The sequence below is a fragment of the Pseudomonas sp. PDM05 genome (assembly GCF_014851685.1).
Lineage (GTDB): Bacteria > Pseudomonadota > Gammaproteobacteria > Pseudomonadales > Pseudomonadaceae > Aquipseudomonas.
Genome location: NZ_JACVAC010000007.1, coordinates 251,557 through 265,306, shown reverse-complemented (window position 1 = coordinate 265,306; position 13,750 = coordinate 251,557). Strand labels below are relative to the sequence as shown.

The window sequence follows — 13,750 nt, the reverse complement described above, 5'->3', positions numbered from 1 at the left end:
GTATAAGAGATCACTATGCCGGCTTCATTCGTTCACCTGCGCCTGCACACTGAATACTCCCTGGTCGACGGCCTGGTACGGATCAAACCGCTGGTCAAAACCCTGGTCGGCATGAACATGCCTGCGGTGGCGGTGACCGATCAGAACAACATGTGTTCCCTGGTCAAGTTCTACAAAAATGCCATGGGCGCCGGCATCAAGCCGATCTGTGGTGCCGACCTGTGGTTGTCCAACAAAGATCCGGACAACGCCCTGAGCCGCATCAGCCTGCTGGCGATGAACGGCGTCGGTTATCGCAACCTCACTGAACTGATTTCCCGCGGTTTCATCGACGGCCAGCGCAATGGCTCGATCATCATCGAGCGCGAATGGGTCGCCGAGGCCAGTGAAGGCCTGATCATGCTGTCGGCCGCCAAAGAGGGTGAGATCGGTCTCGCGCTGCTCGGCGGCAACCCCCAGGAAGCCGAAGTACTGGCCCGCGAGTGGATGCAGGTCTTCCCCGACCGTTTCTACCTGGAAGTACAACGCACCAACCGCCCCAACGACGAAGAGCATCTGCACGCCGCCGTCGCCCTGGCCGACAAGCTGGGCGCGCCGTTGGTGGCGACCAACGATGTGCGCTTTATCAAGAAGGAAGATTTCGAGGCCCACGAAACCCGCGTGTGCATCGGTGAAGGCCGGGCCCTGGATGACCCGCGTCGCTCGAAGAACTACAGCGAGGAGCAATACCTCAAAAGCGCCGACGAGATGGCCGAGCTGTTCAGCGACCTGCCGGAAGCGCTGGAAAACTCGGTGGAGATCGCCAAGCGCTGCAATATCGAAGTGAAGCTGGGCAAGCACTTTTTGCCCAACTTCCCGATTCCCGATGGCATGACCATCGACGAATATTTCCGCAAAGTCTCGTTCGACGGTCTGGAAGAGCGGTTGAGCGTTCTGCTGCCCAAGGACACCACCGAGGACTACGAGGCCAAGCGCCAGGTCTACGTGGATCGGTTGAATTTCGAGCTGGATATCATCATCCAGATGGGGTTCCCCGGTTACTTCCTGATCGTGATGGACTTTATCCAGTGGGCCAAAAGCAATGGCGTACCCGTTGGGCCCGGCCGGGGGTCGGGTGCCGGTTCGTTGGTGGCCTATGTACAGAAGATCACCGACCTCGACCCGCTGGAATATGACCTGCTGTTCGAGCGATTCCTCAACCCGGAACGGGTTTCCATGCCCGACTTTGACGTCGACTTCTGCATGGACGGCCGCGACCGCGTAATCGAATACGTGGCCGAGAAATATGGCCGCAATGCGGTAAGCCAGATCATCACGTTCGGCTCCATGGCTGCCAAGGCTGTAATCCGCGACGTGGCGCGGGTGCAGGGCAAGTCCTACGGCCTGGCGGATCGTCTGTCGAAGATGATTCCGTTCGAAGTCGGCATGACCCTGGAAAAGGCTTACGAGCAGGAAGAAATCCTGCGCGACTTCATCAAGGTCGATGAAGAGGCCGCCGAAATCTGGGACATGGCGCGCAAGCTCGAAGGTGTGGTGCGTAACGTCGGTAAACACGCCGGTGGTGTGGTAATTGCACCTACCAAGCTCACCGACTTTTCGCCGATCTATTGCGACGAGGCCGGTGACGGCCTGGTAACCCAGTTCGACAAGGACGACGTGGAGGCGGCCGGCCTGGTGAAGTTCGACTTCCTCGGCCTGCGGACCCTGACGATCATCGACTGGGCGCTCAAGACCATCAACCGTGACCGCGCCAAGGTCAACGAAGCGCCACTGGATATTGCCTTTATCCCGCTGGACGACAAACCAACGTACCAGTTGCTGCAAAAAGCCGAGACCACGGCGGTGTTCCAGCTTGAGTCGCGCGGTATGAAAGAGCTGATCAAAAAGCTCAAGCCCGACTGCCTGGAAGACTTGATCGCACTGGTGGCCTTGTTCCGTCCGGGCCCGTTGCAATCGGGCATGGTGGATGACTTCATCAACCGTAAGCACGGGCGTGCCGAGCTGGCTTACCCGCACTCCGACTACCAGTACGAAGGCCTCAAGCCGGTACTGGCACCGACCTACGGCATCATCCTGTATCAGGAACAGGTGATGCAGATCGCCCAGGTCATGGCCGGTTACACCCTTGGCGGTGCGGACATGCTGCGTCGGGCCATGGGTAAGAAAAAACCCGAGGAGATGGCCAAGCAGCGCGGCGGCTTCATTGAAGGTTGCGCGACCAACAATATCGACGCCGACCTGGCGGGTAACATCTTCGACCTGGTGGAAAAGTTCGCCGGCTACGGTTTCAACAAATCCCACTCCGCCGCCTACGGCCTGGTGTCGTACCAGACCGCTTGGCTGAAGGCCCACTACCCGGCGCCATTCATGGCGGCGGTACTCTCGGCGGATATGCACAACACCGACAAGGTCGTGACCTTGATCGAGGAAGTGCGCACCATGAAGCTGCGCCTCGACGCGCCGGATGTGAACGCCTCGGAGTTCAAGTTCACGGTGAACGACGAAGGCCGCATCATTTACGGCCTGGGCGCGATCAAAGGTGTGGGCGAAGGCCCGGTGGAAGCGATTGTCGAAGCGCGTCAGGATGGGCCGTTCAAGGACCTGTTCGACTTCTGCGCGCGGGTCGACCTCAAGCGCATCAACAAACGTACCCTTGATGGCCTGATCCGCAGCGGTGCACTCGACCGTCTCGGCCCGTATTTCCACGATGAACCGAAAGCCTACCAAGCCAATATCGACCGTAACCGCGCGGTGTTGCTCGCCGCCATGGAAGAGGCGATCAAGGCCGCCGAACAGACCGCCCGCACCCACGACAGCGGCCACGCCGACTTGTTTGGCGGTTTGTTCGTCGAAGAAGATGCGGATGTGTACGCTAACCACCGCAAGGCCAAGGAGTTGACCCTCAAGGAACGTCTCAAGGGTGAAAAAGACACCCTGGGCCTTTACCTCACTGGTCATCCGATTGACGAATACGAGGGCGAAATCCGTCGTTTCGCCCGTCAACGCATCATCGACCTGAAGCCGGCGCGAGACACCCAGACCGTCGCCGGCATGATCATCGCCCTGCGGGTGATGAAAAATAAGAAAGGCGACAAGATGGGCTTTATCACCCTCGATGACCGCTCGGGGCGGATCGAAGCGTCGCTGTTTGCCGATGCCTTCCACTCGGCCCAGTCGTTGTTGCAGACCGATGCCATGGTCGTCGTGGAGGGGGAGGTCAGCAATGACGACTTTTCCGGCGGCCTGCGCCTGCGGATCAAGCGGGTGATGAGCATGGAAGATGCGCGCACCAATCTTGCCGAAAGCCTGCGCCTGAGGGTCAAGACCGAGGCGCTCAAGGGCGATCAGCTACGCCTGTTGGGCGAATTGCTCAAACGCCATCGTGGCGCGTGCCCGGTGACCATGGAGTACACCGGCAGCGATGCCAAGGCGATGTTGCAGTTCGGCGAGACCTGGCGAATTGATCCTGCGGATGGCTTGATTCAAGCTTTGCGTGACCAGTTCGGCCGTGACAACGTCTTCCTCCAATACCGTTGACGGTCAGATATGTCTGATCTCGACTAAATATTTAATCTCGACCTAAACGCGCCTCTCCCTTAAGGTAGGGCGCGAATAGACAACCGGCTGGCCAGGCACTCCCTGGCCGTCGACCCAAGACGGACGCTTATGAACCCGAATTTTCTTGATTTCGAACAGCCGATCGCTGACCTGCAAGCCAAGATCGAAGAGCTGCGCCTGGTCGGCAATGACAATTCGCTGAATATCGGCGATGAAATCTCGCGCCTGCAAGACAAGAGCAAGACGCTGACCGAAGACATCTTCGGCAAGCTGACCAGCTGGCAGATCGCGCGCCTGGCCCGCCACCCGCGCCGTCCATACACCCTGGACTACATTGACCACATCTTCACCGAGTTCGACGAGCTGCATGGCGACCGCCACTTCTCCGACGACGCGGCCATCGTGGGCGGTATCGCTCGCCTGGACGACCAGCCAGTGATGGTGATCGGTCACCAGAAAGGCCGTGAAGTGCGCGAGAAAGTACGTCGCAACTTCGGCATGCCGCGCCCGGAAGGCTACCGCAAGGCGTGCCGCCTGATGGAGATGGCTGAACGCTTCAAGATGCCGATCCTGACCTTCATCGACACCCCGGGTGCGTACCCGGGTATCGACGCTGAAGAACGCAACCAGAGCGAAGCGATTGCCTGGAACCTGCGCGTCATGTCCCGCCTGAAGACCCCGATCATCGCCACCGTGATTGGTGAAGGTGGTTCCGGCGGTGCACTGGCCATCGGTGTCTGCGATCAGCTGAACATGCTGCAATATTCGACCTACGCGGTGATCTCGCCGGAAGGTTGCGCGTCGATCCTGTGGAAAACCGCAGAAAAGGCGCCGGACGCTGCCGAAGCCATGGGCATCACTGCCGATCGTCTCAAGGGCCTGGGGATCGTGGACAAAGTGATCGCCGAGCCACTGGGCGGCGCCCACCGTGACCCGGCTGCCGCCGCTGCGACCATCCGCGCAGAATTGGGCTCGCAACTGGCGATGCTCAAGAAGCTGGATAACGAAGCGCTGCTGGCCCGTCGTTACGAGCGTTTGATGAGCTACGGTCTGTAATTCGACATAGCCCTAAAATGTGGGAGCGGGCTTGCTCGCGAAAGCGGTGGATCAGTCAACCTTTTCAGTGACTGACACTCTGCATTCGTGAGCAAGCCCGCTCCCACATTTGCTTTGTGTATGCTGGGTTATCGTATGCCAGATCAGTGGCGGTGTTTTTCATGAAATCCTCCTTGTCCGCCAAGCTCCTTCACGCCCTCTCTGCCTGGCGCAACGCCCCGGCCTGGCATATCGCTTTCTCCGGCGGGCTCGACTCCACTGTCCTGCTGCACCTGCTCGCTAACACTGAGCATCTTCCTCCCCTCAGCGCCATCCATGTCCACCACGGCCTGCAAGCTGTCGCCGACGCCTGGCCAGCTCATTGTCAGTCGATGTGTGACGCTCTGGGCGTGCCCCTGCGCGTCATGCGCGTGCAAGTCCGGCCCGGCGCCAGCCTTGAGCGTGCCGCCCGTGATGCGCGCTACCAGGTGTTTGCCGAGGTGACCGGGGCAGGGGAGGTGTTGCTCACTGGCCAGCATCGTGATGATCAGGCCGAAACCCTGCTGTTTCGCCTGTTGCGCGGGGCAGGCGTGCGGGGGTTGTCGGCAATGCCTGCGCATCGCCCCTTGGCGGGCGGTCATCTGGTGCGACCGTTGCTGGAGGTATCGCGGGCTGAGTTGCAAGCCTATGCCAGCGAGCATCAACTCACGTGGATTGAAGATCCGTCCAACACCGACCCACGGTTCTCGCGCAACTACCTGCGCCACCGAGTGTTCCCGGTACTCACGGAGCGTTGGCCGCAAGCGGTCTCCAGCCTGGCGCGCGCCGCCGAGCACCTGGGGGAGGCGCAAGGGTTGCTCGACGAGTTGGCGCAACTGGACCTGCGTGCCGCTGACCAGCCCTCAGCCTTTCCCTGGTTGCCATTGCCGTCATTGGCCCTTGCGCCGTTGCGCGAACTTTCCGATGCCCGCCAACGCAACACCCTGCGTCATTGGCTGACGCCGCTGACTCGGTTACCCGACAGTGACCACTGGGCCAGCTGGCATTCCCTGCGGGACGCCAAGGGCGACGCGCAGCCCCTGTGGCACCTTGCCGATGGCGAGTTGCACCGTTGTGGCGAGAGCATCTGGTGGCTGCCTGCCGCTTGGTCGGAATTTTCCGACGCAACGGTGAGCTGGCCCGATCCGCAAACCCCACTAGAGTTACCCGGCAATGGTCACCTGAGACTGATCGGCACGGCCCCTGACGGCCCACTGGTGATCCGCTATCGCCAGGGCGGCGAAGTCATCGAAGTGCCGGGCCGTGGCCGGCGTGACGTGAAGCGCCTGCTGAATGAATGCGGCTTGCCGGGCTTTGTCCGTGGCAGATTGCCGCTGCTGTATCGGGGTGAGCAATTGCTGGGTATCCCAACCCTCGCCGGGCTATGGCCCAACTCGGCCAGCGACTGGCAATTACATTGGATGCCACAGAACTGCGATCAAGGTTTGAGCTGATAGCGCCTTTCCGGTAGACTACGCTCCCTTCTTGATACAACTTCTGTGGATTCGCCTGAATCGCAGCAGTTGCCGATTACCAAGCAGTCTTTGCTGGGCGATTCCAAAAAATGTGTAGCGATCAACGTACCGGTGTTTCATTGCTGGTCTGTCACAACGCGGCGGTTTTTTTGAAAGGTGCACTGTGATTAATGCAGGTGATCGGGGGCTTCGGCCTCTCTTCGCTTTCCCCGGCGGCTCGGACCGCTTTAACGCAGACTTCTAGGGTTTTTCATGACGCGCTACATATTCGTCACGGGCGGTGTTGTTTCTTCATTGGGGAAAGGCATCGCATCGGCTTCATTGGCGGCCATCCTGGAGGCGCGGGGACTTAAGGTCACCATGCTCAAGCTGGACCCGTACATCAACGTTGACCCGGGCACCATGAGCCCGTTCCAGCACGGTGAAGTGTTCGTCACCCACGACGGCGCCGAGACCGACCTGGACCTGGGCCACTACGAGCGGTTCATCCGCACGACCATGACCCAGAACAACAACTTCACCACAGGCCGTGTCTACGAGCACGTGCTGCGCAAAGAGCGCCGTGGTGACTACCTGGGTGCAACCATCCAGGTGATCCCGCACATCACCGACGAAATCAAGCGCCGCATCATCAAGGGTGCAGGCGATGCCGACGTGGCGATGGTCGAGATCGGTGGCACCGTGGGTGACATCGAATCCCAACCGTTCCTCGAAGCCATCCGCCAGCTGCGTTTCGAAGTCGGTGCCAAGCGCGCGATGTTGATGCACCTGACACTGGTGCCGTACATCGCCACCGCTGGCGAAACCAAAACCAAGCCTACCCAGCACTCGGTCAAGGAACTGCGTTCCATCGGCCTGCAGCCGGACGTGCTGGTGTGCCGCTCCGATCACCCGATCGACATTTCCTCGCGTCGCAAGATCGCGCAATTCACCAACGTTGAAGAACGTGCGGTGATCGCGCTGGAAGACGCCGACACCATCTACAAGATCCCGGGCATCCTGCATTCGCAAGGCCTGGATGATTTTGTGGTCGAGCGTTTCGGCCTGCAATGCAACGGCGCGGACCTGTCCGAGTGGGAAGCCGTGGTCGACGCCAAGCTCAACCCCGAGCACGAAGTCACCATCGCCATGGTCGGCAAGTACATGGAACTGCTGGACGCCTACAAGTCGCTGATCGAAGCGATGAGCCACGCGGGCATCAGCAACCGTACCAAGGTCAACCTGCGCTATATCGATTCCGAAGACATCGAGAACCAAGGCACCGCCTTGCTCGAAGGTGTGGACGCGATCCTCGTTCCAGGCGGCTTCGGCCTGCGTGGCGTGGAAGGCAAGATCACGGCCGTGCAGTACGCTCGTGAGAACAAGGTGCCGTACCTGGGGATTTGCCTGGGCATGCAAGTGGCCGTTATCGAGTTCGCCCGTAACGTGCTGGGTTGGAAAGACGCCAACTCCACCGAGTTCGACAGCAAGAGCGGCCACCCGGTCGTGGGCCTGATCACCGAGTGGGAAGATGCCACCGGCGCGGTCGAAACCCGTACCGAAGCCTCCGACCTGGGCGGCACCATGCGTCTTGGCGCGCAAGACTGCCTGCTGGAAGCGGGCTCGCTGGTTCACGATTGCTACGGCAAGGACGTGATCGTCGAGCGTCACCGTCACCGCTACGAAGTGAACAACAAGCTGCTGCCGCAAATCAAAGAAGCCGGCCTGAAAATCTCCGGTCGTTCCGGTGATGGCGCACTGGTTGAAGTGGTTGAAGCACCGGATCATCCATGGTTCGTCGCTTGCCAGTTCCACCCGGAGTTCACCTCGACGCCGCGCGACGGTCACCCGTTGTTCAGCGGTTTCGTCAAGGCGGCACTGACGCAACACCAGAAGAAGGCGTAACCCTGATGGCCCAGAAGATCATTCGCGTCGGCGACATCGAGATTGCCAACGACAAGCCCATGGTGCTGTTTGGCGGCATGAACGTGCTGGAAAGCCGCGACATGGCGATGCAGGTCTGTGAAGAGTACGTGAAGGTCACCGAGAAACTCGGTATCCCTTACGTATTCAAGGCCAGCTTTGACAAGGCCAACCGTTCGTCCGTGACGTCCTATCGCGGCCCGGGCCTTGAAGAAGGCATGCGGATCTTCCAGGACATCAAGCAAGCCTTCGGCGTGCCGATCATCACCGACGTCCACGAGCCTGAACAGGCTGCCGTGGTCGCCGAGGTGTGCGACATCATCCAGTTGCCGGCCTTCCTGTCGCGCCAGACCGACCTGGTCGTGGCGATGGCCAAGACCGGCGCTGTGATCAATATCAAGAAAGCCCAGTTCCTCGCGCCCCAGGAGATGAAACACATCCTGAACAAGTGCGTGGAAGCGGGTAACGACCAGTTGATCCTCTGCGAGCGCGGTTCGAGCTTCGGCTACAACAACCTCGTGGTGGACATGCTCGGTTTCGGCATCATGAAACAGTTCGAATACCCGGTGTTCTTCGACGTGACCCACGCGCTGCAAATGCCCGGTGGTCGTGCCGATTCCGCCGGTGGGCGCCGTGCCCAGGTGCTGGACCTGGCCAAGGCCGGCATCAGCCAGTCCCTGGCTGGCCTGTTCCTGGAAGCCCACCCGGACCCGGACAACGCCAAATGCGACGGCCCATGCGCCCTGCGCCTGGACAAGCTGGAGCCGTTCCTGGCCCAGCTCAAGCAGTTGGACGAACTGGTCAAGAGTTTTCCGACGGTAGAGACCGCGTAAGCCGCGTTTCTCCGGTAAAGTATCCCACGCTAAAAGCTCAGGCCCCCGGGCCTGAGCCTTGTCGCCTGCAAGCCTGCCCCGTTGTTCCACCCTTGCGGTCGGTCAAAAGTTTTCCTTCAGCTGCGTCGTTTTCGTCAACTTTGGAGTGTTTACAACAATGGCAAAAATCGTCGACATCAAAGGTCGTGAAGTTCTCGACTCCCGTGGCAACCCCACCGTCGAAGCCGACGTGCTTCTCGATAACGGCATCATCGGCAGCGCCTGCGCGCCGTCCGGTGCTTCCACCGGTTCGCGCGAAGCGCTGGAACTGCGTGATGGCGACAAGAGCCGTTACCTGGGCAAGGGTGTACTGAAAGCTGTTGCCAACATCAACGGCCCGATCCGTGACCTGTTGCTGGGCAAGGACCCGCTGGACCAGAAAGCCCTGGACCACGCGATGATCAAGCTCGACGGCACCGAAAACAAAGGCAGCTTGGGCGCCAACGCCATCCTCGCCGTGTCCCTGGCTGCCGCCAAGGCCGCTGCACAGGACCAGGACCTGCCGCTGTACGCGCACATTGCCAACCTGAACGGCACCCCGGGTGTCTACTCGATGCCAGTACCGATGATGAACATCATCAACGGTGGCGAGCACGCTGATAACAACGTCGACATCCAGGAATTCATGGTGCAGCCGGTTGGCGCCAAGTCCTTCTCCGAAGGCCTGCGCATGGGCACCGAGATTTTCCACCACCTCAAGGCTGTGCTGAAGGCCCGTGGCCTGAGCACTGCGGTGGGTGACGAAGGTGGTTTCGCACCGAACCTGGCGTCCAACGAAGATGCACTCAAAGTGATCTCCGAAGCCGTGGCCAACGCTGGCTACAAGCTGGGCACCGACGTGACCCTGGCCCTGGACTGCGCGGCCAGCGAGTTCTACGAAGATGGCAAGTACAACCTGTCCGGCGAAGGCCAGGTGTTCAACTCCGAAGGTTTCGCTGAATACCTGAAGGGCCTGACCCAGCGCTACCCGATCATCTCGATCGAAGACGGCCTGGACGAGTCCGACTGGGACGGTTGGAAAATCCTCACCGACAAGATTGGCGAGAAGATCCAACTGGTGGGCGACGACCTGTTCGTGACCAACACCAAGATCCTGAAAGAAGGCATCGATAAAAAGATCGCCAACTCGATCCTGATCAAGTTCAACCAGATCGGCACCCTGACCGAAACCCTGGAAGCCATCCAGATGGCCAAGGCTGCGGGCTACACCGCCGTGATCTCGCACCGCTCCGGCGAAACCGAAGATTCGACCATTGCCGACCTGGCCGTGGGCACTTCGGCTGGCCAGATCAAGACCGGCTCCCTGTGCCGTTCGGACCGCGTTTCCAAGTACAACCAATTGCTGCGTATCGAAGAGCAACTTGCAGGCAAGGCCAAGTACAACGGTCGCGGCGAGTTTCGCGGCTGATGGTTAAATGGTAAAAGTCGTCTGATAGCGTCGCAAATTTCACGATGAAGTGAATTTCGACGCTAATCTCATGGCTACCGAGCACAAGCCTGGTTCTTCCAGGCTTCGTGCTATCAGTTGCTGCAAAAGTTTTACATGGCTGTCTTTTTTCACTGGATACCCGGATTTCGATGCGCAGTCCCAATTGGTTGTTCCTCATCTTGCTCCTGTTGCTGGCTGGCCTGCAGTACCGCCTATGGGTGGGTAATGGCAGCTTTGCGCAGGTAAAGGATCTGACCCAGCAAATTGCCGACCAGCACGCCGAAAACGAACGCCTGCTGGAGCGAAACCGCGTCCTCGACGCCGAAGTGCTTGAGCTGAAAAAAGGCACGGAGACCGTTGAAGAACGGGCTCGCCATGAGTTGGGTATGGTCAAGGAGGGCGAAACCCTCTACCAGTTGGCCCAATGAGTAATGGTTTGCCGGCCTTCTGGGCCGTGATTCCTGCCGCGGGCGTTGGTGCTCGTATGGCTGCGGACCGTCCCAAGCAATATTTGCAGCTGGGCGGGCGCACAATTCTCGAACACAGCCTCGGCTGTTTTCTCGACCACCCCTCGCTCAAGGGCCTGGTGGTCAGCCTTGCTGGCGATGATCCTTACTGGCCTGGCCTGGCCTGTGCAGCCGACCCGCGCATCGAGCGTGCGGACGGTGGCACGGAGCGTTCGGGCTCGGTGCTCAATGCGCTGCTGCATTTGCATGCCCTTGGCGCCAGCGATGAAGATTGGGTGTTGGTGCACGATGCTGCGCGGCCGAATCTGAGCCGCGATGATCTCGACAAGCTACTGAGCGAACTGGCGGATGACCCGGTCGGCGGCCTGCTGGCCGTGCCGGCCCGCGACACCCTCAAGCGCGTGGACAAGCATGGGCGGGTGGTGGAAACCGTCGACCGCAGTCTGATCTGGCAAGCCTACACGCCACAGATGTTTCGCCTGGGCGCCTTGCACCGTGCGTTGGCCGATAGCTTGGTGGCGGATGCGGTGATCACTGATGAGGCCTCGGCCATGGAATGGGCCGGCCAGGCGCCGCGCTTGATCGAGGGGCGTTCGGACAACATCAAGGTGACCCGGCCGGAGGATTTGGAGTGGTTGCGGTTGCGGTGGGCTAACCGCGGGTAGTCAGCTGCACCGAGTCGACTTCATCGCAGGCAAGCCAGCTCCCACATTTGACCGTGTTCCTACACGTTAAACGCGGTCCAATGTGGGAGCTGGCTTGCCTGCGAAGAGGCCGGCACAAACAGCCAATATTCACCGGCTGTACTCCGGCCTTTCAGCCAACCCCTCCTTCAAGAAATCCACCAACTTGCGCACCTTCGGCGACAAATGCCGCTGCTGTGGATACAGCGCCCACACCGCCGTATTCGGTGGTTGGTGTGCCTCCAGCAACGACACCAGCGCACCACTGTGCAGATGCTCCAGCACGTAATAATCCGGCAACTGGCACAACCCGACGCCTTGCAGCGCCGCATCCAGCACTGCCTGCCCGCTGTTACAGCGCCAGTTTCCCTGCACACGTTGGGAAAATTCCCGCCCGTCCTGGGCCAGTTGCCAAATGTCCGAGCTACCGATCAGGCAGTTGTGCCGAGTCAATTCCGACAAACTATGTGGCCGACCATACCGCGCCAGGTAGGACGGTGATGCGCACAGGTACATGCGTCGCGGTGCCAGGCGGCTGGCAACCATGCGCGAATCCTGCAGGCGCCCGAGGCGAATCGCGAGGTCGAGGCCTTCGTGCACCAAGTCCAGTTGACGGTTGCTCAGCTCAATATCCACGCGCAACTGCGGGTACAACGCCATGAACCGCGTCACCAGCGGCACGATGAATCGCTCGCCGTACGCCACGGCGCAGGTCATGCGCAACATACCCTTGGGTTCGCTGGTGAGGTCGCCGACCGCGCGCAGGGCCTCTTCGCGCCCGTCCTGCAAACGTTGGCAATGTTGCAGAAAGGTCTGGCCGGCCTCGGTCAGCGTGACCTTGCGCGTACTGCGATAGAGCAAGCGCGTCTGCAAGCGTTCTTCCAGGCGTGCCACCTGCCGGCTGATGTGGGATGAGGACACGCCCAGGCGTTCGGCTGCCGCGGTGAATTGGCTGCATTCGGCCACCGCGACGAATTCATCGATGCCTTCCCAGCGGTTTTCCAACATGATGATTATCCCTGTACAGCAATAAAGTTTTGCTTTTGGCTGGATTATTCATCAGTCAGCCATGTTTTACACTCTGTGCCTTAGTTTTTAACCCGATGGAGAAACCCGGATGATCAAGTCCCGCGCCGCCGTAGCCTTCGAAGCCAAGAAGCCTCTTGAGATCGTTGAAGTGGATGTCGCCATGCCCAAGGCGGGTGAAGTGCTGTTGCGCGTAGTTGCGTCCGGCGTTTGCCACACCGACGCGTACACCCTCTCCGGTGCCGATCCGGAAGGCATCTTCCCGTCGATCCTCGGCCACGAAGGCGGTGCGGTGGTTGAAGCGATTGGCGAGGGCGTGACGTCGGTGGCGGTTGGCGACCATGTGATCCCGCTGTACACCCCGGAATGCGGCAAGTGCAAATTCTGCCTGTCGGGCAAGACCAACCTGTGCCAGGCCATCCGCTCGACCCAGGGCAAGGGCCTGATGCCGGACGGCACCACGCGCTTCTCCTACAAAGGCCAGCCGATTTTCCACTACATGGGGACCTCGACCTTCTCCGAGTACACCGTGCTGCCGGAAATTTCCGTGGCCAAGATTCCCAAAGAAGCCCCGCTGGAGAAAGTCTGCCTGCTGGGTTGCGGCGTCACCACAGGCATCGGCGCGGTAATCAACACCGCCAAGGTCAAGCCGGGCGATACCGTGGCCATCTTCGGCCTCGGCGGTATCGGCCTGTCGGCGGTGATCGGTGCGGTCAAGGCCAAGGCCGGGCGCATCATCGCCATCGACATCAACCCGGCCAAGTTCGAGATCGCCAAGCAACTGGGGGCTACCGACTGCATCAACCCGAAAGACTACGACCGCCCAATTCAGGACGTGATTGTCGATTTGACCGACGGCGGCGTGGACTTTTCCTTCGAATGCATCGGCAACGTGCAACTGATGCGCGCCGCCCTTGAGTGCTGTCACAAAGGCTGGGGCGAGTCGGTGATCATTGGTGTTGCCGGCGCCGGCCAGGAAATTTCCACCCGTCCATTCCAGTTGGTGACCGGTCGCGTCTGGCGCGGTTCGGCATTCGGCGGCGTGCGCGGTCGGACCGAGCTGCCAAGCTACGTGGAAATGGCCCAGACCGGCGAGATCCCGTTGGACACCTTCATCACCCACACCATGGGTCTGGAAGACATCAACAAAGCGTTTGACCTGATGCATGAAGGCAAGAGCATCCGCACCGTCATTCATTTCTGAAGCAGCGGCAAGCTATAAGCGGCAAGCGGCAAGTGGGTGTACGCCTTACTTGTCGCTTGA

10 protein-coding genes are annotated in these 13,750 nt (G+C 60.2%); 9 read left to right on the top strand and 1 reads right to left on the bottom strand.

The window, feature by feature from the left end; all coding sequences use genetic code 11:
• The first annotated feature begins 15 nt into the window (after positions 1–15).
• The 8 genes from dnaE to ispD all read left to right on the top strand — a co-directional run bounded on the left by dnaE (position 16) and on the right by ispD (position 11,442).
• A complete protein-coding gene (gene dnaE / locus IB241_RS16535) occupies positions 16–3,537 on the top strand; it encodes a DNA polymerase III subunit alpha (protein WP_192299343.1) in 3,522 nt (1,173 codons plus the stop codon).
• Between the two features lie 129 nt (positions 3,538–3,666).
• Positions 3,667–4,614 (top strand): acetyl-CoA carboxylase carboxyltransferase subunit alpha, encoded by a 948-nt coding sequence (locus IB241_RS16530; RefSeq protein WP_192299342.1) that lies wholly within the window; start codon positions 3,667–3,669, stop codon positions 4,612–4,614.
• A gap of 161 nt (positions 4,615–4,775) precedes the next feature.
• Positions 4,776–6,086, top strand: coding sequence for a tRNA lysidine(34) synthetase TilS (gene tilS, locus IB241_RS16525; RefSeq protein WP_192299341.1), 1,311 nt, complete (start codon positions 4,776–4,778; stop codon positions 6,084–6,086).
• Between the two features lie 273 nt (positions 6,087–6,359).
• Positions 6,360–7,991: a CTP synthase gene (locus IB241_RS16520; RefSeq protein WP_192299340.1), complete on the top strand. Its 1,632-nt coding sequence runs from the start codon at positions 6,360–6,362 to the stop codon at positions 7,989–7,991.
• Between the two features lie 5 nt (positions 7,992–7,996).
• Entirely contained in the window at positions 7,997–8,842 is an 846-nt protein-coding gene (gene kdsA / locus IB241_RS16515) for a 3-deoxy-8-phosphooctulonate synthase (protein WP_010212442.1), read from the top strand.
• A 157-nt stretch (positions 8,843–8,999) separates the two neighbouring features.
• Entirely contained in the window at positions 9,000–10,289 is a 1,290-nt protein-coding gene (eno, locus tag IB241_RS16510; RefSeq protein ID WP_003189193.1) for a phosphopyruvate hydratase, read from the top strand.
• Positions 10,290–10,459: 170 nt separating this feature from the next.
• On the top strand, positions 10,460–10,738 hold the full coding sequence (ftsB, locus tag IB241_RS16505) for a cell division protein FtsB (protein WP_192299339.1): 279 nt from the start codon (positions 10,460–10,462) through the stop codon (positions 10,736–10,738).
• Positions 10,735–11,442, top strand: coding sequence for a 2-C-methyl-D-erythritol 4-phosphate cytidylyltransferase (gene ispD / locus IB241_RS16500; RefSeq protein WP_192299338.1), 708 nt, complete (start codon positions 10,735–10,737; stop codon positions 11,440–11,442). The genes ftsB and ispD overlap by 4 nt, the downstream gene beginning before the upstream one ends.
• A gap of 129 nt (positions 11,443–11,571) precedes the next feature.
• Here the strand turns inward: ispD and IB241_RS16495 are convergent, their stop codons facing one another.
• The gene (locus IB241_RS16495; RefSeq protein WP_192299337.1) at positions 11,572–12,468 is read right to left on the bottom strand and encodes a LysR substrate-binding domain-containing protein; all 897 of its coding nucleotides are present in this window, start codon (positions 12,466–12,468) and stop codon (positions 11,572–11,574) included.
• A gap of 109 nt (positions 12,469–12,577) precedes the next feature.
• On the opposite strand from IB241_RS16495, the gene IB241_RS16490 reads away from it, so the two are divergent.
• Entirely contained in the window at positions 12,578–13,690 is a 1,113-nt protein-coding gene (locus IB241_RS16490; RefSeq protein ID WP_017137160.1) for an S-(hydroxymethyl)glutathione dehydrogenase/class III alcohol dehydrogenase, read from the top strand.
• Positions 13,691–13,750 lie beyond the last annotated feature (60 nt).